The sequence below is a fragment of the Mumia quercus genome, assembly GCF_025506335.1.
GTDB lineage: Bacteria > Actinomycetota > Actinomycetes > Propionibacteriales > Nocardioidaceae > Mumia > Mumia quercus.
The window spans coordinates 252,341-275,015 of sequence record NZ_JANZYO010000002.1; the positions used below are offsets into that span (position 1 = coordinate 252,341).

Consider the following 22,675-nt stretch of genomic DNA (forward strand, 5'->3'; position numbering starts at 1 on the left):
TCCCACCCCTCCCCCACGACAGGCACCCCATGGCTCAGGCGATGACCACCCCCGACGCGCCCCCGGCGCGCACCGACCCGCAGCCGCCCCGGCTGCGGACCCGCCGGCGGCGCCCCGCGCCGTACCTCTTGCTGGTCCCGGCGCTCGGCACCTTGGCCCTCGGCCTGGGCTACCCACTGGTGCGACAGGTGGTGATGTCGTTCCAGGAGTTCGGCCTCGCCCAGCAGTTCGGCACCGCCGACCCCGAGTGGATCGGGCTCGACAACTACGCCGACGTCCTCACCGACGCCACCACGTGGGCGGTCGTGGCCCGCTCGCTCGCGTTCTGCCTGGCCGCCGCGACGCTCACCATGCTCCTCGGCACCGTCGTGGCGCTGCTGATGCGCCAGCTGTCGACGGCCCCGCGGATCGTCCTGCAGGTGTCGATGCTCGCGGCGTGGGCGAGCCCGCTGGTCGCGAGCCTCACGGTGTGGAACTGGCTGTTCGACAGCCGCTACGGCATCGTCAACTGGTTCTTGGTGACGCTCGGCTTCGAAGGGATGGACGGCTACAGCTGGTTGGCCAACCCGTGGACGTTCTTCCTCGTGGCCGGTGTCATCGTCGTCTGGATGAGCGTCCCGTTCGTGGCGTTCAGCCTGTACGCGGCGCTGACGCAGGTGCCCGAGGAGACGATCGAGGCCGCCCAGCTCGACGGCGCGACCCGGACGCAGCGGTTCCGCTTCATCGTCGTGCCGACGATCCGGCCGGTGCTGTCGATCGTGATGCTGCTGCAGATCGTGTGGGACCTGCGGCTGTTCGCCCAGATCAAGTACCTCCAGAACGCCGGAGGGACGGTCAGCGAGACCAACCTCCTCGGCACGTACCTCTACCAGCTCGGCGTCGCGCAGAGCGAGTACGGCGTCGCCTCCGCGGTCGCGATGCTCATGCTGCTGCTGACGTTGGGTCTCACCTTCGGCTACGTCCGCTCCCTGCTGCGTGAGGAGCGCACCGCATGACCGTCACCACGCCCCTCGCCCGCAACCGCCGCCCGCGCGCCGGGCGGACCGCCCTCAACGTCCTCGCGCTGCTGCTCGCCGCCGTCTGGGCGTTCCCGGTGTACTGGATGGTCAACGGGTCCTTCCAGAGCCTCAGCCGGCTGCGCTCCCCCGAGCCCGCCTGGCTCCCGTTCGGCGAGGGCACCAGCGCCGACGCGTACGGCCGCGTGGTCGACGCCTCCTTCTGGGACTCGATGCAGCTCAGCCTCGTGGTCACGCTGCTCGCCGTCGGGTGCGGGCTCGTCTTCGCGTTCCTGGCAGCCCTCGCGATCTCGCGCTTCCGGATCCGCGGCAAGGGCGCCTTTGTCGTGGTGATCCTCGTGGTCCAGATGATCCCTGCCGAGGCGCTGTTCATCTCGCAGTACAAGATGCTGTCCGGCTGGGGGCTGTTCAACACGATCGCCGGCCTCACGGTGCTGTACCTTGCGATGATCCTGCCGTTCACGATCTGGATGCTGCGCGGGTTCGTCGCGGGCGTCCCGGCGGACCTCGAGGAGGCGGCGATGGTCGACGGGTGCAGCCGTTTCCGTGCGTTCTTCACGATCACCTTCCCGCTGCTCGCTCCCGGGCTCGTCGCGTGCGGCGTCTACGGCTTCCTCCAGTGCTGGAACGAGATCACGCTCGCCACCGTGGTGATGGACCCGTCGAACCGCACCGTGCCGCTGTGGCTGCAGGGCATGACCACCGTCTCCAACAAGGCGATCGACTGGCCCGCGGTGATGGCCGGTGCCACGCTCGTGGCCGTTCCGGTGATCGCGCTGTTCATGCTCGTCCAGAACCGGATGGCCAGCGGGATGGTGTCTGGGGCGGTCAAGGGATGAGCGACGCCACCGCCGTACGTCGTGCCGCGCACCGCGTGGTCCTGGGCGCCTTCGACGGCACCGAGGTCCCTGCGTGGGTGCCCGCGCTCGTCGACGCGGGCCTGGGAGGCATCTGCCTGTACGGCAACAACCTGTCGGCCGGTCCGGAGGCCGCGGCCGCCCTCGCCCGCGAGATCAGCACGGCAGCGCCCACGCTCGCCCTCGCGCTCGACGAGGAGGGCGGCGACGTCACGCGGCTGCACTACACGACCGGCAGCCCGTACCCCGGCAACGCCGTCCTCGGACGCGTCGACGACCTGGCGACGACCCGCGCCGTGGCGGCGGCGATCGGCGCGGAGCTGAAGGACGCGGGGGTCTGGTTGAACCTCGCCCCCGACGCGGACATCAACTCCAACCCGCGCAACCCCGTGATCGGCACGCGCAGCTTCGGCGCCGACCCGGACCTGGTTGCCCGGCACACGGCGGCCTGGGTCGAGGGGTTGCAGGCGCTGGGGGTGGCGGCGTGCGTGAAGCACTTCCCCGGGCACGGCGACACCTCTGCCGACTCCCACGTCGCGCTGCCGCGCGTCGACGCCGACCTGGCGACGTTGCGCGCGCGCGAGCTGGTCCCGTTCGTGGCGGCGGTCGGGGCGGGTGCCGCGACCGTGATGACGTCCCACCTCGTGCTCCCCGCGCTGGACCCTGACCATCCGGCGACGATGAGCCGTCGCATCCTCACCGGTCTCCTGCGCGAGGAGATGGGCTTCGACGGCGTCATCGTCACCGACGCCCTCGACATGGCCGGCGCCAGCGCCACGCTCGGCGTCCCCGCCGCAGCCGTCGCCTCGCTCGCGGCGGGGGCCGACCTGCTCTGCATCGGGCCGTCGCTGCGGGGCCGTGGCGCCGACGACGTCCTCGACGTGGTCGACGCCGTCGTCGCCGCCGTCGCCGCCGGGTCGTTGGCATCGTCACGGCTCTTCGACGCGGCCGCGCGGGTCGACGCGCTGTGCGCCGCCTACGGCACCGGCGCCGCGCCGTACGACCCGTCCGTCGTGTCCGCCGGCCGCGAAGCCGGTCGTCGGGCGGCCACGCTCGCCACGGATCCGGTCGGTCCGTTGCCTCCTGGCCGCCCGCTCGTGCTGCGGCTGGAGTCGGGCGCCAACATGGCGGTCGGCGAGGCCGCGTGGGGCGACCTCGGCATCCCTGACGCCGAGGTCCGGGCGGTCCGGGGCGACGTGCCCGACACCGCGGAGGTGGTCGCCCACCCCGGCCCGGTGCTCGTCATGGGGCGCTCGATCGCCGCGGACCCGGAGGTCTGGTCGTGGGTACGCACCCTCGTGACCTCCCGACCTGACACCGTGGTCGTCGAGCTGGGCTGGCCCTCACCGGAGGTCGCGGCGCTCCCGCGGGTCGTCCGTGGCTGGGGTGCCGCGCAGCCGCCGTCGCAGGCGGTCGGCGCGGCGGTCGTACGAGCCGAGCGGGAGGCCTTCCCGCCCGACGGAGAGGAACGATGAGCGCAGTCAGGATCGGACTGGACATCGGCGGGACCAAGGTGCACGGGATCGCCGCCGACGTCGACCGCCCCGACGAGGCGCTCGCGCAGGTGCGGACCCCGACGGTCGTGGGCCCGGCAGGTGTCGTCGCGACCGCGCTAGAGGTGGTCGAGCGCCTGATCGACGCGCTCCCGCGCGGCACCGAGCTGGTCGCCGTCGGTGCCGGCATCCCCGGCGCGGTCGACGACGACGGGGTCCTCAGCAACGCGGTGAACCTCGCGATCACAGAGCCGCTCGACCTGCGGGGCGCGCTCGCTCGCGCCCTCGCAGTGCCCGCCACCGTCAACAACGACGTCAACGCCGCCGCCCGGGGTGCCGCCACGTGGCTGCGCAGCCGCGGCGAGGCCGAGGACGTCGCCCTGCTGTCGGTGGGCACCGGGCTCGCGGCCGGGTTCGTGCTGGACGGACGCATGCGCCGCGGCGCGTACGGGCTGGTCGGCGAGATCGGGCACCTGGCCGTCGTCGCCGACGGGCCGCGCTGCTCCTGCGGCCAGCACGGGTGCCTCGAGCTGTACGCGTCGGGCCGCGGGCTCGCACGCCAGTGGCCGTACGACGGGCCGGGGCCGCAGCCGGTCGCGGTCTTCGACGCCGCCGACGCCGGCGACCAGCAGGCAGTCGCGGTCCGCGACACGTTCCTGCACTGGCTGGCTGAGGCGATCCGCATCCTCACGCTGAGCGTCGACCCTGCCCGGATCGTCCTCACCGGCGGCGTGATGCGGCTGGGTTCCCGCGTCGTCGACCCGTTGTTCGCGCAGCTGGGCTGCGACGCGTCAGCCTCGGCGTTCGCGGCGAGCATGCGCCTGCGCGAACGGACCCTCGCGCTGCCGACCGACTACCCTGCAGCGGCCCTGGGCGCGGCCGAGCTGACCGCCCCGCCGGCGCCCCGTACCCCGGAAGGAGACCCCGCGTGGAGGTCGTGATCTGCACGTCGGCCGAGGAGATCGGCAGGCACGTCGCCGACGTGTACGAGGAGGCGCTGCGGCGGCCCGACCCCGTGATCGGCCTCGCGACCGGCTCGTCGCCGCTGCTCGCCTACCAGGAGCTGATCCGTCGCCACCGCGAGGAGGGCCTGTCGTTCGCGGGCGCGACCGCGTTCTTGCTCGACGAGTACGTCGGGCTCCCCGCGGCGCACCCCGAGTCGTACGCGGCGGTGATCCGTCGCGAGCTCGTCGACCACGTGGACCTGGCCCCGGCACGGGTGCACTCCCCCGACGGCACCGCAACGGACCTGCCTGCCGAGTGCGCGCGCTACGAGGCGCTGATCGCGCGGGCCGGCGGGATCGACGTCCAGCTCCTCGGGATCGGCACGGATGGGCACGTCGGGTTCAACGAGCCGATGTCGTCGCTGTCGTCGCGGACGCGGCCGAAGACGCTCACGGAGCAGACGCGCCAGGACAACGCGCGCTTCTTCGGCTCCGTCGACGACGTGCCCCGGCACGTCCTCACCCAAGGGCTCGGCACGATCGGCGAGGCGCGGCACCTCGTGCTCGTCGCCACCGGCGAGGGCAAGGCCGAGGCGGTCGCGGCCGCCGTGGAGGGCCCGCTGTCCGCACGGTGCCCCGCGTCCGTCCTGCAGTGGCACCCGCACGCGACCGTGTTCGTGGACGAGGCGGCGGCGTCGCACCTGGACTTCGCCGACTACTACCGGCACGCCCTCGCCCACAAGCCCAAGTGGCAGGGGTTCTGAGCGTACGCCCCGCCCCGATGTGGGCACTTTCCCACCGAATCGGCAGTGAGTTCGGGGGGAAAGTGCCCACATCGGGGAGGAGACGGGGCTGGGTCAGCCGAGGCGGAGCCCGGTCTCCTTCGAGAAGACGTGCACGCGCTCGGGATCGGCGGTGAGGTTGACGACCTCGCCGATCTGCGGCGGCGTACGCCAGTTGACGCGCGCGACCAGCGTCTGGTCCTTGTCACCGTGCTTGGTGTGGCCGTACGCGAACGCGTCCGAGCCGAGCTCCTCGACGACGTCGACGACGGTGGCGATCCCGCCTTCGCCGAGCGTCATGTCCTCCGGCCGGACGCCGAGGGTCACCGTGGTCGCGTCGGTCTGGGCGAGGATCTCGCGCGCGACCGGGACGACGGTGTCGCCGACCTTCACCCCGCCCTCGGTGACCGGGACGTCGAACAGGTTCATCGCCGGCGAGCCGAGGAAGCCCGCGACGAAGACGTTGTTGGGCCGGTCGTACGTGGCGCGGGGCGTGTCGATCTGCTGGAGCACGCCGTCCTTCATCACCGCGACGCGGTCGCCGAGCGTCATCGCCTCGACCTGGTCGTGGGTCACGTAGACGGTCGTGGTGCCCAGCCGTCGCTGCAGCTGTGCGATCTGCGCGCGGGTCTGGACGCGGAGCTTCGCGTCGAGGTTCGACAGGGGCTCGTCCATCAGGAACACCTGCGGCGAGCGGACGATCGCGCGTCCCATCGCCACGCGCTGACGCTGGCCGCCCGACAAGGCCTTCGGCTTGCGGCCCAGGTACTCGGTGAGTCCGAGCATCTCGGCGGCCTCGGCGACCCGCTGCTTGATCTCCGACTTGGGCGTCCCGGCGATCTTGAGCGCGAAGCCCATGTTCTCGGCGACGGACATGTGCGGGTAGAGCGCGTAGTTCTGGAAGACCATCGCGATGTCGCGCGACTTGGGCGGGAGCTCGGTGACGTCGCGGTCGCCGATGAGGATCCGGCCGGCGTCGACCTCCTCGAGGCCTGCGAGCATGCGCAGGGAGGTGGACTTGCCGCAGCCCGACGGGCCGACGAGGACGAGCAGCTCCCCGTCCGCGACCTCGAGCTCGAGCTGGTCGACGGCCGGGCGCTCCTGGCCCGGGAAGATGCGCGTCGCCTTCTGGAAAGACACAGATGCCATGGCTGAAACATCCCTTCAGCGGCAGGAACGTGCCGCACGATCCGAGTGAAGTGGAGACGAGCCCGGGGCCCGGGCTTGCGCTTATTGTTGCCGAGGACGACTTATCCGTCCATGGATGGCGCCGAACCGTTATCGACGCCTTCCCGGCCCTTGGTGCGCGCTGCTAGATTCGTCGGCTGTGACCGCGTCCCCCGATCGTCCACCGCCCGCGCCTGCCTCGGGCACCGAGCCGGTGTTCGTCGACGCCTCGGGCCGCCGCGCGCACCGTACGCGTCGCTGGGCGCTGGTCCTGGCACTCCCCGCCGCCGCGTACGTCCTCGCTCTCGGCAGCACCGTGCTGGGCGGCCCGACCCTCCCGTCGGCGCTGCTGCCTCCCGCGCTGCCCGAGCCCACGGCTCCGGCCGCGCCGGACACGCCGCGCCCCGAGGCCGGCTCCGCGTCGCGTGCGACCCCGTCCGATCCGGCGAGCGTCGACCCGTCCGACGGCCCGACGTCACCGGACGGCACGTCGGACGACCGCCCCTCGCACGAGGCGGACCAGCAGCCCGACGACGCGCCCTCGCAGCCGTCGCCGACCGAGCAGGTGACGGCCCCGGCGCCCACCCCGTCCGCAGCGCCCACCACCCCGGCGCCCACCACGCCGGCGCCGACGACCGGCCGTCCGACCGAGCCGGGCAACAGCGACGAGGCGCACGAGGAGCACAAGCCCGACGACGAGCGCGGGTCGTCGACCACGGCGCCGGGCCGTACGAAGGCCACGGCCGCCCCCTGACATGGACCTGCACGGGACGGCGCGCCACCGCACGGCGCGCGAGGTCCGGCCGCGGGCGCACTGGGTGCTCCTCGCGGTCCTGCTGCCGACCCTCGCCGCGGCTCTTCTCGTGCAGGGGTACGCGCGGCACATGTTCGGCTCGACCCCGGACGGCGCCGTGGCGGCGTCGGGCGAGGCGCACGCCGTGCCGGCCGAGGTCACCACGGGCGGTCCGCTCATCGACGCGCGAGGCGGCGCCGTACGTACGCTCGCCCCCGCGCCAAAGACGGTGGCGCTCACCTTCGACGACGGCCCCGATCCCGTGTGGACGCCGAAGATCCTCGACGTGCTGGCCGCGCACGACGTCCACGCCACCTTCTTCGTGGTCGGCACGCAGGTCGCCGACCACCCCGGTCTGACCCGCCGGATCGTCGACGAGGGCCACGAGATCGGGATGCACACGTTCTCGCACGCCGAGCTGGCCGCGGTCCCGGCCTGGCGACGCCAGCTGGAGCTGCAGGAGTCCCAGCTGATGCTCAACGGCGCGACCGGGACGACCAGCTCGCTGCTGCGGCCCCCGTACTCCTCGACCGTCGACGCGCTCGACGACCCGCAGTGGGACGTGCTGCGCGAAGCGTCCGCCGAGGGCTACGTCACTGTCCTCTCCACCCTGGACAGCGAGGACTGGCGCCGTCCCGGCGTCGACGAGATCGTGGCCCGCTCGACGCCGCCCGACGATGCCGGCGCCGTCCTCCTCATGCACGACGCCGGCGGAGACCGCAGCCAGACCGTGGCCGCGCTCGACCGTCTTCTCCCCTCGCTCGAGCGCACGGGCGTGACGGTCGGCAGCGTCGGCGAGACCACGGGCATCGAGGGCGCGTCCGGACCGGCCCCCAAGGCCCAGGCGTGGCAGGGCCGGGCACTGCTCGTCGCATTCGGCGCGAGCACCTGGATCTTGCGCGTGCTCACCGCCGCGCTGCTCGTCGCCGGTGCGCTGGCGGTCGGACGGTCGGTGCTCCTCGTCGTCGCCGCCCGACGGCACCGGCGACGCAGCGTCGACCGGTGGGGGCCGCTCCTGCCCCCTGAGCTGTGCCCGCCGGTGACGATCGTCGTCCCCGCGTACAACGAGAGCGCCGGCATCGAGGCTGCGGTCCGTTCCCTCGTCGCCTCCGACGTCGTGGTCGAGGTGATCGTCGTGGACGACGGCTCGACCGACGGGACGGCCGAGCTCGCCGAGTCGCTCGGCCTCCCGGGTGTCCGGGTGATCCGCCAGGAGAACGCCGGCAAGCCCGCCGCGCTCAACACCGGAATCGCCGCCGCGTCGCACGACATCGTCGTCATGGTCGACGGCGACACGGTGTTCGAGCCGAGCACGGTCCGCCACCTGCTCCTCCCGTTCACCGACCCGGAGGTCGGCGCGGTCTCCGGCAACGCCAAGGTCGCGAACCGCGGCGGCCTGCTGGGACGCTGGCAGCACATCGAGTACGTCGTCGGCTTCAACCTCGACCGGCGGCTGTTCGACCTCGCCGAGTGCATGCCGACCGTGCCCGGCGCGGTCGGCGCGTTCCGGCGCAGCGCGCTGCTCGCCGTGGGCGGCGTCAGCGAGCAGACGCTCGCCGAGGACACCGACCTGACGATGGCGCTCCTGCGCGACGGGTGGCGCGTCGTCTACCAGGAGGACGCCCGTGCCTGGACGGAGGCGCCCGCGACGCTCGGTGCCCTGTGGCGGCAGCGCTACCGCTGGTGCTACGGGACGCTGCAGGCGATGTGGAAGCACCGCGGCGCCTTCGTCCAGCGTGGACGTGCCGGACGCTTCGGTCGCCGCGGCCTCACGTACCTGACGCTCTTCCAGGTGCTGCTGCCGCTGCTCGCGCCGGTCGTCGACGTCTTCGCCCTGTACGGCCTGGTCTTCCTCGACCCGCTGTACGTGATCGGTCTCTGGCTCGCGTTCCTCTGCCTGCAGCTCGCGACCAGCGTGTACGCCTTCCGGCTCGACGGTGAGCGGCTCGGCCCGCTGTGGACGCTCGCGCTGCAGCAGGTCGTCTACCGGCAGCTGATGTACCTCGTGGTCATCCAGTCGGTGTGGACGTCGTTCGCGGGTCTGCGGCTGCGGTGGCAGCGCATGGAGCGTCACGGGTCCCTGGAGGTCCCCGTCGCCTCGCCGGAGCCCGAGGAGCCGGTGCGCGCCCGATAGTGTCGGGCGCGTGGACTCCCTCTTCGACCCCCCGGCCGAGCGCTGGCAACGAGTCTCGGTCAAGCTCCGCACCGTGCACCGCATCGTGCTCGCGGTCTGGGTCACCCTCCCTGCCGTGGTCGCGTGCGCGCTGGTCGCGCTCCTCCTCCAGTGGTGGTGGCTCGTGGCGCTGGTCGCGGCGGTGGCGCTCGCCGGCCTCGTCTGGGGCTGGTTCTGGGCAGCGCGCAGCCAGGCGGCGTGGGGTTTCGCCGAGAACGCCGAGGACCTGTGGATCCGCCACGGCGTCGCGTGGCGGCGCCTCGTCGCCGTGCCGTACGGACGTGTCCAGTACGTCGACGTGACAGCCGGCCCGCTGGAGCGCGCGTACGGCATCGCGAAGGTCTCGCTGCACACCGCCTCGTCCTCGACGTCGGCCGTGATCCCCGGGGTGCCCGCGGACGACGCCGTACGCCTGCGTGACCGTCTCACCGAGCTGGGCAAGACCCGTGGCTCCGGGATCTGAGCCGCCACCGGCGGTGCAGGGCCAGCGCACCCACCCGGCGAGCGCGTTCGTCCGGGTGTGGATCTGGATCGCCGCCGGCGTGGTCGCCTTCGGCCGCGACGTCGTCGAGGGCGGCGGCGACCGCAGCCTGCTGTCGATCCTGTGGATCGGCCTGGCGCTGGTCGGCGCGGCGGCGCTGCTCGGCGTCGTGTTCGGCTACCTCTCGTGGAGCTTCACCCGCTACTTCATCGACGGTCGCGAGATCCGCCTCGAGAGCGGCGTGCTCACCCGCAAGTCGCGACGCGCCCCGTACGAGCGCATCCAGTCCGTCGACATCGCCGAGCCCTTCGCCGCCCGGATCTTCCGTCTGTGCGAGCTGCGCATCGAGCTGGCCGGCGGCGACGACTCGCGCCTGTCCCTGCAGTACCTCCGCCACGCCGACGCCGACCGGCTGCGCCACCTGCTGCTCCAGCGCGCCTACGAGTCGGGGTCGCACGCCGTCGCGGCCCCGGCAGCCGCGACCGGGGAGCCGGGTGCGCCCGTGCCGAGCCCGCACCTCGACCTCTCCCCGCCGATCCTCGTCGTCCGCCCCGTACGGCTGGTGGTGGCGACGGTGGTGTCGACGGAGTTCCTCGCGCCCGCGGCGTTCATGCTGGTGCTGGTCGTGGTCGGGATGGTGTTCCCCGGTGTCGTGATCGTCGGTGTGCTGCCGTTCCTCTTCTGGATCGGCCAGGTGATCATGTCGCGCGTGATCGCCCAGTGGGACTTCACGCTGCGCCGCGGAGCCACGGGTCTGCACGTGACCCGCGGGCTCCTGTCCCGCGTCTCGCAGACCATCCCGTACGACCGGGTGCAGGCCGTCGTGGTCCACCAGGCCGCTCTGTGGCGCCCGTTACGTCTGCAGCGCGCCGACGTCACGGTCGCCGGGGCGTCCCGCGAGACCGACAGCGCGAGCAGCAGCACCGACACGCTCGTCCCGGTGGCTCGACCGGACGAGATCCGGATGGTGCTGGGCGAGCTGTTCGCCGACGTCGATCCCGCCGTCGTCCCGCGCGCGCGTGCGCCGCGGCGGTCGTGGCTGTTCGCGCCGGTCGGCTGGCGTTTCCGGTCCGCGGGCTGCGACGCGCACGCCTTCGTCGCCGACCGCGGTTGGGTCATGCACCGGACCGACGTGGTGCCGCACGCCAAGACCCAGTCCGTCGCGATCACGCAAGGGCCGTGGCAGCGGCGCCGCGGCCTCGCCAACCTCGCGGTGCACACGCCCGACGGACCCGTCGAGGCGCAAGCGCTGTCGCTCGCGTCGTCCGACGTCCGCGGCCTCGCCGAAGCCCAGCTCGCGCACGCCCGCGCCGCCCGCGAGGTCCGCGGGGAGGCCTGAGGTCAGCCGCCGGAGGTCGCGTCCTCGGCCGCCGGGTCGATCCGCGCCACCTCGCGGGAGGCCAGCCACCCGTCGGGGAGCGCGACGCGCTTCGGGCTGCCCTGCCGCCCGCGCGGCTTGCCGAGCTCCCCGACCGGGTACGGCTCGTCGTGGTCCAGGTCGGCGAGCAGCGCGTCGAGGTCGGCGAGGGAGCTGATGGTCGCCAGCGCGTGCCGCATCTGGCCCCCGGCACGGAAGCCCTTGAGGTACCACGCGACGTGCTTGCGGAACTCGATGCAGCCCCGCTCCTCCCCCATGTCCGCGGCGAGCAGCTCGGCGTGACGACGCATCCAGGCGGCGACCTCCCCGAGGGTCGGCATCGCGGTCTGCGGCTCGCCGGCGAACGCCGCCGCCAGGTCGCGGAACAGCCAGGGGCGTCCGAGGCAGCCGCGGCCGACCACGACACCGTCGGCACCGGTCTGCTCGACCATCGCCAGCGCGTCCGAGGCCTCCCAGATGTCGCCGTTGCCGAGCACCGGGATGTCGACGGCCTGCTTCAGCGCCGCGATCGACTCCCAGTCGGCACGCCCGGAGTAGTGCTGGGCCGCCGTGCGCCCGTGCAGCGCGATCGCCGCGCACCCCGCCTCCTGCGCGATGCGGCCGGCGTCGAGGTACGTCAGGTGGTCGTCGTCGATGCCCTTGCGGGTCTTCATCGTGACCGGGACCCCGTACGGCGCCGCGGCGCGCACCGCCTCGTGGAGGATCTCGCCGAGCAGCGTCGCCTTCCACGGAAGCGCCGCTCCCCCGCCCTTGCGGGTGATCTTCGGGACGGGGCACCCGAAGTTGAGGTCGACGTGACCCACGCCGTGGTCCTCGCAGAGGATCCGCACGGCCTGCCCGATGTAGACGGGGTCGATCCCGTACAGCTGCACCGAGCGCACCGTCTCGGCCTCGGCGAAGCTCAGCATCCGCAGGCTGATCGGGTCGCCTTCGACGATGCCGCGCGACGTGATCATCTCGCAGACGTAGAGCCCTGCCCCCTGCTCGGCGCACAGCTGCCGGAACGCCGCGTTCGTGACACCGGCCATCGGCGCGAGCACCACCGGCGTCGCGACCTCGAGGTCGCCGAGGCGCAGCGCGGGGCGTACGGGAGCGGTCGTGGGCATGGGAACCATTCTCCCAGGCACGGCAAGCGACCGACTCAGGCGGCGTACGTCTCCAGGAACCGCGCGATCCGGCCGATCGCGTCCTCGAGGTCCTCCACGCGTGGCAGCGTGACGAGGCGGAAGTGGTCGGGCGTCGGCCAGTTGAAGCCGGTCCCCTGCACGACGAGCAGCTTCTGCTCCCGCAGCAGCTCGTACGCGAACTTCTCGTCGTCGTCGATCGGGTACACCGCCGGGTCGAGCCGCGGGAACATGTACAGCGCCCCCTGCGGCTTCACGCACGTGACGCCCGGGATCGCCGTCAGCAGCTCGTACGCACGGTTGCGCTGCTCGAGCAGCCGACCGCCCGGCAGGAGCAGGTCGTTGATCGACTGCCGCCCGCCGAGGGCGGTCGCGATCGCGTACTGCGAGGGCACGTTGGGGCACAACCGCATGTTCGCGAGCATGTTGAGGCCCTCGACGTACGAGTGCGCGTGGTGCTTCGGGCCCGAGAGGATCATCCAACCGCTGCGGAAGCCGGCGACCCGGTACGCCTTCGAGAGACCGTTGAACGTGACGCACAGCAGGTCGTCGGCCAGCGAGGCCACGCAGGTGTGCTGCGCGTCGTCGTACAGGATCTTGTCGTAGATCTCGTCGGCGTAGACGATCAGGTTGTGCTCACGGGCGACCTGCACGAGGTCGCGCAGGACCTCCGGCGAGTAGACGGCGCCCGTCGGGTTGTTCGGGTTGATGATGACGATCGCCTTGGTGCGGTCGGTCACCTTCGCCCGGACGTCGTCGAGGTCGGGGTTCCAGTCCGACGCCTCGTCGCAGCGGTAGTGCACGGCCGTGCCGCCGGCGAGGCTGACCGCGGCCGTCCACAGCGGGTAGTCGGGCATCGGGACGAGCACCTCGTCACCGTCGTCGAGCAGCGCCTGCATCGCCATGACGATGAGCTCGGAGACCCCGTTGCCGAGGTAGACGTCGTCGACGTCGATGCCGGGGACGCGCTCCTCGTAGTGCTGGACGACGGCACGCCGCGCGGGCAGCAGACCCTGCGAGTCGCTGTATCCCTGGGCCTGGTGGAGGTTGGCGATGATGTCGACGAGGATCTCGTCGGGCGCCTCGAAGCCGAACGGCGCCGGGTTGCCGATGTTGAGCTTGAGGATGCGGTGACCCTCGTCCTCGAGGCGCTTGGCCTCCTCCAGCACCGGACCCCTGATGTCGTACAGGACGTCCGCCAGCTTGGTCGACTGCATCACCTCGCGCATGGACCAAGCATGCCAGCGTGGGTCAGGAGACCGGCCAGGAGACCGGCGTGGCGAGATCCTCGGTGCGCACCTGCACCGACGTGAGCGTGGCGCCCTGCGGGACGAGCAGCACGAAGCAGGCCTTCGTGCTGGCGCCGGCGTCGAACGTCTTGGGCAGCACCCCGCCCGGGCAGCGGTCGTACGGCTCCCCGGCGAACCGCGTCGGCGGGAAGTACGTGTCCGTCGAGTCGAACCCGTACAGCGGGACTGCCGCGCCACCGAGCGGGTCGGGCCCGTCGTTGCGTACGTCGACCGAGACGAAGTACGGGGTCGAGGCCGCGGACGCCGGGTCGAGGACGTACCCGGCGAGGTCGCTCGCCCGGCCCGGCTTGACCGACGTCACGGTGACCGTGAGGGCGCTGGCCGCCTTGCCGACCGGGTAGCCGACCGTCGCGGGCTTGCCGACGTCGAGCGTCGTACCCGCCTCGGTCAGCGTCACGCCCTCGGGGACGTCGACGGCCGAGGTGGCCGTCGTGGCCCCCTTCGCGGGCTTCTCGTCGTCCCCGCTGCACCCGCCGAGCACGAGCGCCGCGGACGCGACCATCGCCAGGACCGCGGCGCGGCGACCCGTACGAGGCGTCATGCGCCGATGAGCCGCGCGGCCAGGTAGGCGGGGACCTGGTCGAGCGCGACCCGCTCCTGCGCCATCGTGTCGCGCTCGCGGATCGTCACCGCCTGGTCGTCGAGCGTGTCGAAGTCGACGGTGATGCAGAACGGGGTGCCGATCTCGTCCTGGCGGCGGTAGCGGCGACCGATCGCGCCGGCGTCGTCGAAGTCCACGTTCCAGGACTGGCGCAGCTCCGCGGCCAGGTCGCGCGCGGCCGGGCTGAGACGCTCGTTGCGCGACAGCGGCAGGACGGCCGCCTTCACCGGCGACAGCCGCGGGTCGAGCGCGAGCACCGTGCGCTTGTCGACACCACCCTTGGCGTTGGGGGCCTCGTCCTCGCGGTAGGCGTCGACGAGGAATGCCATCAGCGACCGGTTGACACCGGCTGCGGGCTCGATGACGTAGGGGGTCCAGCGCTCGCCGGCCTCCTGGTCGAAGTACGTCAGGTCGTTGCCGGAGTGCTTGGAGTGGGTCCCGAGGTCGAAGTCGGTGCGGTTGGCGACGCCCTCGAGCTCGCCCCACTCCGAGCCGGCGAAGCGGAAGCGGTACTCGATGTCGACCGTGCGCTTCGAGTAGTGCGAGAGCTTCTCCTGCGGGTGCTCGTACAGGCGCAGGTTGTCGGCGGAGACGCCGAGGTCGGTGTACCAGCGCATGCGCTCGTCGATCCAGTACTGGTGCCACTCCTCGTCCGTGCCGGGCTTGACGAAGAACTCCATCTCCATCTGCTCGAACTCGCGGGTACGGAAGATGAAGTTGCCGGGCGTGATCTCGTTGCGGAACGACTTGCCCATCTGCGCGATGCCGAACGGCGGCTTCTTGCGGGCGGCCGCCATCACCAGAGCAAAGTTGACGAAGATGCCCTGCGCGGTCTCCGGGCGGAGGTAGTGCATGCCCTCCTCGGAGTCGACCGGGCCGAGGAAGGTCTTGAGCAGGCCCGAGAACTGGCGAGGCTCGGTCCACTGGCCGCGCGTGCCGCAGTTCGGGCAGACGACGTCGGCCATCGCGACGTCGTCGGGAGAGATGACATCGCCCTTCTTCGCCGCCTTCTCCGCGTACGCCTCCTGGAGGTGGTCCTCACGGAAGCGCTTGTGGCAGTGCTGGCACTCGATCAGCGGGTCGGTGAACACGTCGACGTGGCCGGAGGCCTCCCAGACCTTGCGCGGCAGGATCACCGAGGAGTCGAGGCCGACCACGTCGTCACGGCGCTGCACCATCGCACGCCACCACTGGCGCTTGATGTTCTCCTTGAGCTCGACACCGAGCGGACCGTAGTCCCAGGCGGAGCGGGTGCCGCCGTAGATCTCGCCGCTGGGGAAGACGAATCCCCGGCGCTTGGAGAGGCTGACGACGGTGTCGATGACGGAGGCAGGCACGAGAGGACTCGCTTTCCGGCTGGGTGTCGGCGGGCATCTGGGCGCACCGTGGCGCGCCGCGCCCGAGTGGGCCGGTCCAGGCTATCGGACCGGCCCGCGGCGCCTCACCCGCCGTCGCCCCACCGGCACGCTGTCACTCGCGGCCGGACGACACCCAGAGCGGATCGGCCGAGCGGCCGCCCACCACGGCGTCCGAGACCTCGTCGAGCGCTGCCATCGCGTCGGTGTCGAGGCGTACGGACAGCGCGCCGAGGTTCTCGTCGACGCGCGCGGCCTTGCGCGTACCGGGGATGGGCACGACGGGCAGGCCCCACCGCTCGCCCTGCGCGTGCACCCACGCCAGCGCCACCTGTGCCGGTGTCACCCCGAGGTCTCCCGCGACCCGACGGACGGTCTCGACCACGACCTGGTTGGCGTCGAGGTTGTCGGCGTCGAAGCGCGGGAAGGTCCGCCGCATGTCGCCCTCGGGGATCTGTGTGCCGACCGATCCGGCGAGGAACCCGCGCCCCAGCGGCGAGTACGGCACGAAGCCGACGCCGAGCTCTGCCGCCGCCGGCACGACGTGCGTCTCGACGTCGCGGCTCCAGATCGACCACTCGCTCTGCACGGCCGTGATCGGGTGCACGGCGTGCGCCCGCCGCAGCTCGTCCGCCGTGACCTCCGAGAGGCCCAGGTGACGCACCTTGCCCTCCGCCACGAGCTCCGCCATGGCGCCGACGGTCTCCTCGATCTCGACCCGCGTGTCGACGCGGTGGAGGTAGTAGAGGTCGATCACGTCGGTGCCGAGCCTGCGCAGAGACTCGTCCGCGCACTCGCGGACGTACGCGGCGTCGCCGCGGGTGGTGCGCCGGCCCGTACGGATGTCGCCGGAGACGCCGAACTTGGTGGCGACCTGGGCCTCGCCCGGGCGACGAGCCAGGAGCCGTCCGACGAGCTCCTCGTTGCTGCCGTTGCCGTAGACGTTCGCGGTGTCGAGGAACGTCACGCCGACGTCGAGGGCGTGCTCGAGGGTCGCGAGCGCGCTGTCGTCGTCGGTCCCGCCGTACACCGCGGTCAGCGCCATCGCACCGAATCCCTGCGGGCTCGTCCGCAGGCCGTCTCCGAGGTCGATCTTGTCCAGGCTCATGTCGACGCCCAAGGCGTGACGCCGCTCACCTATTCCCGTCGCTCGGCGGGTCGTGCGCGACGACGTCGGCGTATGCGTCGGTGTAGGCGCCCGGCTCCTCCAGCGCGTACGCGTACGGCCCCGCCGTCGCGAGCTTGACGTCGTACGAGGACAGGGCCCGTCGATAGGACCCGACGCTCTCCCACCGCGTCGTCAGCGTCCACAGCGCGGGGTCGTCGAGGTTGCGCCCCGCGAAGGCGTCGACGAATCCGGGTCGTACGGAGAACGCGTCTGCGACCGCGCGCAGCTGCGCAGCGAAGGCGTCGGCCTGCTCGGAGGGCGCCTGGAAGCGCGTGATGACCAGCACCCGCGCAGCCTAGTCGCGGGGGTACGGGTGCGGCAGGATGTCGCCATGAGCGATCGGTACGAGCGGCTGCAGACCTCGCGCGGAGCGCGCATCGTGATCCCGGTCCTCGGCGCCGTGCTGCTGGTCGCCGGCCTGTCGGCGCCGCCCGTCCTCGCCATCCCCGCGCTGGTCGTGCTCGTCCTCTTCGTCGGGTGGCTGGCCCTGCGCTCTCCGGTCCACGGCGCTCGTCTGGATCGCGTGCGGCTGCTGGTGCTGGGCGTCCTCGTCGCCCTGCTGGTCGGACGGGTCGCAGGTGCGCTCGACCTGATTTGAGAATGATTCTCAAATGCAATAGCCTTTTCGTCATGCCCCTCAGCTCTTTTCTGCGGCGACCTGTGTCCGCCTTCGCCCTCGTCCCCGTCGCGCTCGGCGTCGCAGCCTGCGGGTCCGACGGCGGCGGGTCGGGCGGTGACGAGGTGCGCGTGACCGCGTCGGCGTACCCGTTCGCCTACATCGCCGAGCAGGTCGGGGGCGCCGAGGTGAAGGTCGACAACCTGACGAGCCCCGGCGTGGAGCCTCACGATGCCGAGCTGACCCCGCGCCAGCTCGGCGGGATCCGGGAGGCCGACCTGGTCGTCTTCCTCGACGGCTTCCAGCCCCAGGTCGACGACGCCATCGCACAGGCCGACCTCGACAAGGAGGCGCTCCTCGACGTCGCCGACGTGGTCGAGCTGCTGACCACCTCCGACGACGGCCACACGCACGTCGAGGGCGATGACGACCACGGTCACGACCATGACGGCCTGGACCCGCACGTCTGGCTCGACCCGACACGCATGGCGAGCATCGCCGACGCGATCGCCGACCGGCTCGTCGAGATCGACCCCGACAACGCCGACGCGTACCGCGAGAACGCCGCCGCCCTCGACGCCGAGCTCACCGCTCTCGACAAGGCGTTCCGCACCGGGCTGGCGCGGTGCGAGACGCGCACGTTCGTCACGAGCCACGCCGCCTTCGGCTACCTCGCCGACGCCTACGACCTCGAGCAGGTCGCGATCGCGGGGATCGAGCCCAACACCGAGCCGTCGACCCAGCAGCTGGCCGACATCGTCCAGCTCGTCAAGACCGAAGACATCACCACGGTCTTCACCGAGGAGCTCACGAGCCCTCGCACGGCAGACACCATCGCTCGAGAGGCAGGCGTGACGACAGCCGTCCTCGACCCCATCGAAGGGCTGAGCGACGCGACCGAGGACGAGACGTACCTGACCCTCATGCAGAAGAACCTCGCAGCCCTCCAGAAGGCGAATCGCTGCTCATGACCGACACCGCCCCGCTCTCCGTCAGCGACCTCCACGTCTCCCTCGGCGGCCGCGAGGTGGTCCGCGGCGTCTCGCTGACGGTCGCGCCGGCCGAGTTCGCCGTGCTGCTCGGCAGCAACGGCTCCGGCAAGACGACGCTGATGCGCGCCGCGATGGGCGTCATCCCCGCCACGTCCGGGGAGATCCGGCTGTTCGGGACCCCGTTGCGCCGCTTCCGGCAGCACCAGCGCATCGGCTACGTCCCCCAGCGCTCGACGGCCGCCGCCGGAGTGCCGTCCACGGTGCACGAGGTCGTGATGAGCGGGCGTCTCTCGCGCCGTCCGTTCGCCGGTCTCGCCTCGCGCGAGGACAAGGCCGCTGTCGCCGAGGCGCTCGCCCTCGTCGACCTCGCCGCGTACGCCCGCACGCCGGCGTCCGAGCTGTCGGGCGGCCAGCAGCAGCGCGTGATGATCGCACGGGGGCTCGCCTCGCGCCCCGACCTGCTCGTGATGGACGAGCCGACCGCCGGCGTCGACGCGCGCAGCCAGGTCGCGCTCGCCGACCTCTTCGCACGGCTGCTCGGCGAGGGCCGCACGATCTTCATGGTGGCCCACGAGCTCGGCCCGTTCGAGCCGCTGATCGACCGCGCCGTCGTGCTGCGCGAGGGCCGGGTGGCCTACGACGGACCCTGCTCGGGTGGCAACCTCGCCGAGGAGTCCGAGCCGCACAACCAGCATCACCCGCACCTCACGGTCCCCCAACCGCACGTGGGCATCGAGGAGTCAGGAGCGTGGCCGGCGTGAACGAGATCCTCTCCTACGACTTCATGCAGATGGCGCTCGTCGCCGCGCTGATCACCGGACTGACCGCGCCCGCCATCGGCACGTACCTCGTCCAGCGCCGGCTCGCCCTGCTCGGCGACGGGATCGGCCACATCGCCCTCACCGGCGTGGCGGCCGGACTGCTCACCAACACCCAGCCGCTGGTGACAGCGGTGGTCGTGAGCATCCTCGGCGCGGTCGCGATCGAGCTCATGCGGACGTACGGCCGCACCAGCGGCGACGTGGCCCTCGCGCTGCTGTTCTACGGCGGCATCGCGGGCGGCGTGATGCTGACCAACCTCGCGGGCGGCTCGGCGTCGACCCTCAACAGCTACCTCTTCGGCTCGATCACGACGATCGACAGCACCGACCTCACCATCGTCGTCGTCCTCGGCGCCGTCGTCATGCTGCTGTCGGCCGGGCTGTCACCGCAGCTGTTCGCGGTGTGCCAGGACGAGGAGCACGCGCGGGTCTCCGGCGTGCCGGTGCGGGCGTACGCGCTTCTCATCGCGGTGCTCGCCGCCGTCACCGTCACCGTCTCGATGCGGACCGTCGGCCTCCTGCTGGTCTCGGCACTGATGGTCGTCCCGGTCGCTGCGGCGCAGCAGGTGACCCGCAGCTTCCGCGCGACGTTCGTCCTCGCCATGGTGATCGGCACCTTCGCCGCGGTCGCCGGCGTGCTCGGCAGCTACCAGATCGACACGCAGCCGGGACCGACGATCGTCATCGTGGCGCTCGCGGTGTTCCTCGTCGTGGCCCCCGTCGGCCACGTCGTACGCTCGCGGCGACGGCCCGCGACGTCCGCCCCTGAGCCCGTGGAGGAGACGGCATGACCGAGACGCCCGTACGCACGACCCGCCAGCGCCGGGCAGTGGCGGCCGTGATGGACGACCTCGACGGGTTCGCGAGCGCGCGGGAGATCCACGACGCGCTGCGCGACCGCGGGGAGTCGGTCGGTCTGTCGACGGTCTACCGCAACCTGCAGGCGCTCGCCGACGCCGACGAGGTCGACGTGCTGCGCAGCGACGACGGTGAGACGCTCTACCGCCGTTGCCGCACCGATCACCACCATCACCACCTCGTGTGCCGGGAGTGCGGGCGCACGGCGGAGGTCCAGGGTCCGGCCCTCGAGCGGTGGGTCGAGCAGGTCGGAGCCGAGCACGGCTTCCGTCAGATGTCGCACACGCTCGAGATCTTCGGGACTTGTGACCGGTGTGGGTGATCCTCGGCGAGGCCGACTGGCGGGCGCGCGCTGACGCGCACCGTCTCCGCGCCGAGCCGTACGTCGCCGGCCGGCTGGCGCGGCGCGGCCGTGGCGAGAAGCACCCGGTCGACGACTTCCTGTTCGAGTACTACGGCTACTCCCCCGCCCGGCTAACCCGATGGCACCCCGGTGCAGGCGTGCTGCTCGCAGGTGACGCCTCGGAGTACGCGGCGCTGGGGTCGTACGCGTCCGTGAGGCTCGACGACGGCCGTACGGCGGTGGGGGCGGACCTCTCACGCCTGGCCGGCCGCCGCGACGGCATGGAGTGGATCCGCGGCCTGCTCGCGCGCACCACCGAGCGGACGGCGCGGCTCGACTGCTTCGGCCTGCACGAGTGGGCGATGGTGTACCGGCAGACCCCGGACGAGGTCCGGCACGCGGCGTGGCCGCTGCGCCTGGGCAGCAACGGGACCGACGCGGTCGTCGAGGCGCACCAGCTGCGCTGCAGCCACGTCGACGCCTACCGCTTCTTCACCCCGGCGGCGGCGCCGCGCAACGCCCTCGCACCGACCCGGGAGACGCAGCGCGCGCTCGAGCAGCCGGGCTGCCTCCACGCCAACATGGACCTCTACAAGTGGGCGATGAAGCTCGCCCCGTACGGTGACTCCGCGCTGCTTCTGGACTGCTTCGCGCTCGCCCGCGACGTCCGCGAGCTCGACATGCGGGCGGCCCCGTACGACCTGACCGCGCTGGGCTACGAGCCGGTCCGGATCGAGACGGCGGAGGGCAAGGCCGAGTACGTCCGCCTCCAGCGTGCCCATGCCGAGCGCGCAGCGGGCCTGCGCGCACGCCTGCTCGAGGACTACGACCGCGTCCTCGCGCTCGCCGGCTGACCTGACCCGTCCGAGGCGACCCGCCCGACGCCGTACAGGCGCGGGTGGAGGACCGCCGTCTGCCCTCCACCCGCGCCGCCACACCCACCATGCCTGGCAGCGCTGCGCCGCCGGAGGGTTGCGCTCACCCTGACCGCAACGCGACACGCCCGTTCTCGGCGTCCGAGACACCTGCGCGAGACCGCCTGCACCCGATAAGGTCCTTCTTATCGCGTAACTTTATGTACTTAGTAGCGACGCGACGGGACCGTGTCGCCCAGGGGAACAGCGAGGACATGTGAAGACCATGACGCAGGAGAGCTCCACCGCAGGGCTCGTGCTCCGCACCGTCCTCCACCTCGGTGTCGCCTTCCGCGACCAGGTCGCCGAGGCCACCGGGCTGAGCGCGGCCACGATCGGTCGCCAGGTCACCTCCCTCGTCCGGCGCGGCCTGCTGCGGGAGCGGCCCGACTGCACCCGCTCCGGTCACGTCGGCCGCCCGAGCATCCCCGTCGAGGTCGACGACCGCCTGCTCGCCGTCGGCGCCGTCCACATCGGCCGCCTCGTCACCACCGTCGCGGTCACCGACCTGCGCGGCCGCGTGCTCGGCGTCGCCCACCTCCCCACCCGCGGGGCCGACCCCGACCTCGTCCGGTCCGCCGCACGCCGGCTGATCGGATTGCACGCCGGCATCGGCGACCGTACGCTCGTCGCCGCCGCGGTCGTCGCCCCGTGGGAAGCGCTCGACCGCTCCCCCGCCGTCGCAGGGCGGGCGCTGCGCGACGCCACCAGCCTCCCGACCTCGACCGCCGACCACGTCGCCGCCGTCGCCGCGGCCGACCTCCTCTTCTCCCCCGAGCACGCGCAGGGCACGACCACGTACGTCTACGCGCGCGAGACGGTGGGCGTCGCGACGATCCACAACGGCGTGATCCCCTCGGGCGGACGCCGCACCGGCAGCGTCACGCACCTGCCCACGACCTCCGACGCCCCCTGCCGCTGCGGCGCCCGAGGCTGCCTCGGCGCGACGGTCGCCGCGATCGGTCCCCGCGCGGCCGCCGCCGGGCTCGTCGAGCGCCCGGACGTGGAGCTGGTCCACGCGGCTGCGCTCGGCGGCGACCCCGACGCGCACCAGCTCCTCATCGACCGGGCCGCGCACCTCGGCCGCGCGCTCGCGATCGTCCGCGACCTCCTCGACCCCGACCGTCTCGTGCTCGCGGGCCAGGCGTTCACGGCCTACCCGGCAGCCTCGCCGGTCGTGCTCGAGTCCTTCCGGCAGACGACAGGCCTCGGGCCGGTCCCGATCACGCTGTCACGGTTCGGGGCCGAGGTGCAGGCCGCGGCCGCCGGCGCCATCGCGCTCGGCCCTCTCTACCGCGACCCGCTGGCCGCGCTCGACCGGCACTCGCGGCTCCTGCAGCGCACCCGCCACGCGCTGCGCGGTCGGTCCGCGACCTCCGGCTCGGCCGCCGCCGTACGGCTGCAGCCCGCGTGAGTCTCGCAGATACGTTCCCCATCTGACGGCATCGACAGACCCGACCCCCGAATCGACCTCTAGCGGAGAGGCCGC

23 protein-coding genes are annotated in these 22,675 nt (G+C 72.4%); 16 read left to right on the plus strand and 7 right to left on the minus strand.

What is annotated here, in order from left to right; translation table 11 throughout:
* The first annotated feature begins 41 nt into the window (after positions 1-41).
* Genes NYZ95_RS04585 through nagB form a run of 5 tightly spaced genes read left to right on the plus strand, consistent with a single transcriptional unit; the run spans position 42 to position 5,074 of the window.
* The gene (locus NYZ95_RS04585) at positions 42-995 is read left to right on the plus strand and encodes a carbohydrate ABC transporter permease (RefSeq protein ID WP_262849168.1); all 954 of its coding nucleotides are present in this window, start codon (positions 42-44) and stop codon (positions 993-995) included.
* A complete protein-coding gene (locus NYZ95_RS04590; RefSeq protein WP_262849169.1) occupies positions 992-1,855 on the plus strand; it encodes a carbohydrate ABC transporter permease in 864 nt (287 codons plus the stop codon). The genes NYZ95_RS04585 and NYZ95_RS04590 overlap by 4 nt, the downstream gene beginning before the upstream one ends.
* Positions 1,852-3,348, plus strand: coding sequence for a glycoside hydrolase family 3 N-terminal domain-containing protein (locus NYZ95_RS04595; RefSeq protein ID WP_262849170.1), 1,497 nt, complete (start codon positions 1,852-1,854; stop codon positions 3,346-3,348). The genes NYZ95_RS04590 and NYZ95_RS04595 overlap by 4 nt, the downstream gene beginning before the upstream one ends.
* The gene (locus NYZ95_RS04600; protein WP_262849172.1) at positions 3,345-4,307 is read left to right on the plus strand and encodes an ROK family protein; all 963 of its coding nucleotides are present in this window, start codon (positions 3,345-3,347) and stop codon (positions 4,305-4,307) included. The genes NYZ95_RS04595 and NYZ95_RS04600 overlap by 4 nt, the downstream gene beginning before the upstream one ends.
* On the plus strand, positions 4,295-5,074 hold the full coding sequence (nagB, locus tag NYZ95_RS04605) for a glucosamine-6-phosphate deaminase (protein ID WP_262849174.1): 780 nt from the start codon (positions 4,295-4,297) through the stop codon (positions 5,072-5,074). The genes NYZ95_RS04600 and nagB overlap by 13 nt, the downstream gene beginning before the upstream one ends.
* 93 nt (positions 5,075-5,167) lie before the next feature.
* Here the strand turns inward: nagB and NYZ95_RS04610 are convergent, their stop codons facing one another.
* Entirely contained in the window at positions 5,168-6,241 is a 1,074-nt protein-coding gene (locus NYZ95_RS04610) for an ABC transporter ATP-binding protein (protein ID WP_262849176.1), read from the minus strand.
* 178 nt (positions 6,242-6,419) lie between these two features.
* Here NYZ95_RS04610 and NYZ95_RS04615 point away from each other — a divergent pair, with 178 nt between their 5' ends.
* Genes NYZ95_RS04615 through NYZ95_RS04630 form a run of 4 tightly spaced genes read left to right on the plus strand, consistent with a single transcriptional unit; the run spans position 6,420 to position 11,045 of the window.
* On the plus strand, positions 6,420-7,013 hold the full coding sequence (locus tag NYZ95_RS04615) for a hypothetical protein (protein WP_262849178.1): 594 nt from the start codon (positions 6,420-6,422) through the stop codon (positions 7,011-7,013).
* A 1-nt stretch (position 7,014) separates the two neighbouring features.
* Positions 7,015-9,186, plus strand: coding sequence for a bifunctional polysaccharide deacetylase/glycosyltransferase family 2 protein (locus NYZ95_RS04620; protein ID WP_262849180.1), 2,172 nt, complete (start codon positions 7,015-7,017; stop codon positions 9,184-9,186).
* Positions 9,187-9,196: 10 nt separating this feature from the next.
* On the plus strand, positions 9,197-9,688 hold the full coding sequence (locus NYZ95_RS04625) for a PH domain-containing protein (protein ID WP_262849182.1): 492 nt from the start codon (positions 9,197-9,199) through the stop codon (positions 9,686-9,688).
* Positions 9,672-11,045: a PH domain-containing protein gene (locus NYZ95_RS04630; protein ID WP_262849184.1), complete on the plus strand. Its 1,374-nt coding sequence runs from the start codon at positions 9,672-9,674 to the stop codon at positions 11,043-11,045. The genes NYZ95_RS04625 and NYZ95_RS04630 overlap by 17 nt, the downstream gene beginning before the upstream one ends.
* Before the next feature lie 2 nt (positions 11,046-11,047).
* Here NYZ95_RS04630 and dusB read toward each other — a convergent pair whose 3' ends face one another.
* The 6 genes from dusB to NYZ95_RS04660 all read right to left on the minus strand — a co-directional run bounded on the left by dusB (position 11,048) and on the right by NYZ95_RS04660 (position 16,928).
* Entirely contained in the window at positions 11,048-12,199 is a 1,152-nt protein-coding gene (dusB, locus tag NYZ95_RS04635; protein WP_372500451.1) for a tRNA dihydrouridine synthase DusB, read from the minus strand.
* A gap of 26 nt (positions 12,200-12,225) precedes the next feature.
* Complete coding sequence (locus tag NYZ95_RS04640) at positions 12,226-13,437, minus strand: pyridoxal phosphate-dependent aminotransferase (RefSeq protein WP_262849188.1); 1,212 nt, start codon at positions 13,435-13,437, stop codon at positions 12,226-12,228.
* A 22-nt stretch (positions 13,438-13,459) separates the two neighbouring features.
* Positions 13,460-14,059, minus strand: a complete 600-nt coding sequence (locus NYZ95_RS04645) for a hypothetical protein (RefSeq protein WP_262849191.1) — start codon at positions 14,057-14,059, stop codon at positions 13,460-13,462.
* On the minus strand, positions 14,056-15,456 hold the full coding sequence (locus NYZ95_RS04650; protein ID WP_262849194.1) for a glycine--tRNA ligase: 1,401 nt from the start codon (positions 15,454-15,456) through the stop codon (positions 14,056-14,058). Before NYZ95_RS04650 ends, NYZ95_RS04645 begins: the two co-directional genes overlap by 4 nt.
* 133 nt (positions 15,457-15,589) lie before the next feature.
* Complete coding sequence (locus NYZ95_RS04655; protein WP_262849196.1) at positions 15,590-16,582, minus strand: aldo/keto reductase; 993 nt, start codon at positions 16,580-16,582, stop codon at positions 15,590-15,592.
* 25 nt (positions 16,583-16,607) lie between these two features.
* The gene (locus NYZ95_RS04660; RefSeq protein WP_262849199.1) at positions 16,608-16,928 is read right to left on the minus strand and encodes an antibiotic biosynthesis monooxygenase family protein; all 321 of its coding nucleotides are present in this window, start codon (positions 16,926-16,928) and stop codon (positions 16,608-16,610) included.
* A gap of 45 nt (positions 16,929-16,973) precedes the next feature.
* On the opposite strand from NYZ95_RS04660, the gene NYZ95_RS04665 reads away from it, so the two are divergent.
* The 7 genes from NYZ95_RS04665 (at position 16,974) to NYZ95_RS04695 (ending at position 22,600) form a co-directional block, all read left to right on the plus strand.
* Positions 16,974-17,240 carry a hypothetical protein gene (locus tag NYZ95_RS04665; RefSeq protein WP_262849201.1) on the plus strand — a complete coding sequence of 89 codons (267 nt, stop codon included), beginning with the start codon at positions 16,974-16,976 and terminating at the stop codon, positions 17,238-17,240.
* Between the two features lie 32 nt (positions 17,241-17,272).
* Positions 17,273-18,229 carry a metal ABC transporter substrate-binding protein gene (locus NYZ95_RS04670; RefSeq protein ID WP_262849203.1) on the plus strand — a complete coding sequence of 319 codons (957 nt, stop codon included), beginning with the start codon at positions 17,273-17,275 and terminating at the stop codon, positions 18,227-18,229.
* Positions 18,226-19,011 carry a metal ABC transporter ATP-binding protein gene (locus tag NYZ95_RS04675; protein ID WP_262849205.1) on the plus strand — a complete coding sequence of 262 codons (786 nt, stop codon included), beginning with the start codon at positions 18,226-18,228 and terminating at the stop codon, positions 19,009-19,011. The genes NYZ95_RS04670 and NYZ95_RS04675 overlap by 4 nt, the downstream gene beginning before the upstream one ends.
* Positions 18,999-19,862 (plus strand): metal ABC transporter permease, encoded by an 864-nt coding sequence (locus NYZ95_RS04680; RefSeq protein ID WP_262849207.1) that lies wholly within the window; start codon positions 18,999-19,001, stop codon positions 19,860-19,862. The genes NYZ95_RS04675 and NYZ95_RS04680 overlap by 13 nt, the downstream gene beginning before the upstream one ends.
* Positions 19,859-20,251, plus strand: coding sequence for a Fur family transcriptional regulator (locus tag NYZ95_RS04685; RefSeq protein ID WP_262849209.1), 393 nt, complete (start codon positions 19,859-19,861; stop codon positions 20,249-20,251). The genes NYZ95_RS04680 and NYZ95_RS04685 overlap by 4 nt, the downstream gene beginning before the upstream one ends.
* Positions 20,242-21,126 (plus strand): 3-methyladenine DNA glycosylase, encoded by an 885-nt coding sequence (locus NYZ95_RS04690; RefSeq protein WP_262849210.1) that lies wholly within the window; start codon positions 20,242-20,244, stop codon positions 21,124-21,126. The genes NYZ95_RS04685 and NYZ95_RS04690 overlap by 10 nt, the downstream gene beginning before the upstream one ends.
* A gap of 286 nt (positions 21,127-21,412) precedes the next feature.
* Positions 21,413-22,600 (plus strand): ROK family protein, encoded by a 1,188-nt coding sequence (locus NYZ95_RS04695; RefSeq protein WP_262849954.1) that lies wholly within the window; start codon positions 21,413-21,415, stop codon positions 22,598-22,600.
* Positions 22,601-22,675 lie beyond the last annotated feature (75 nt).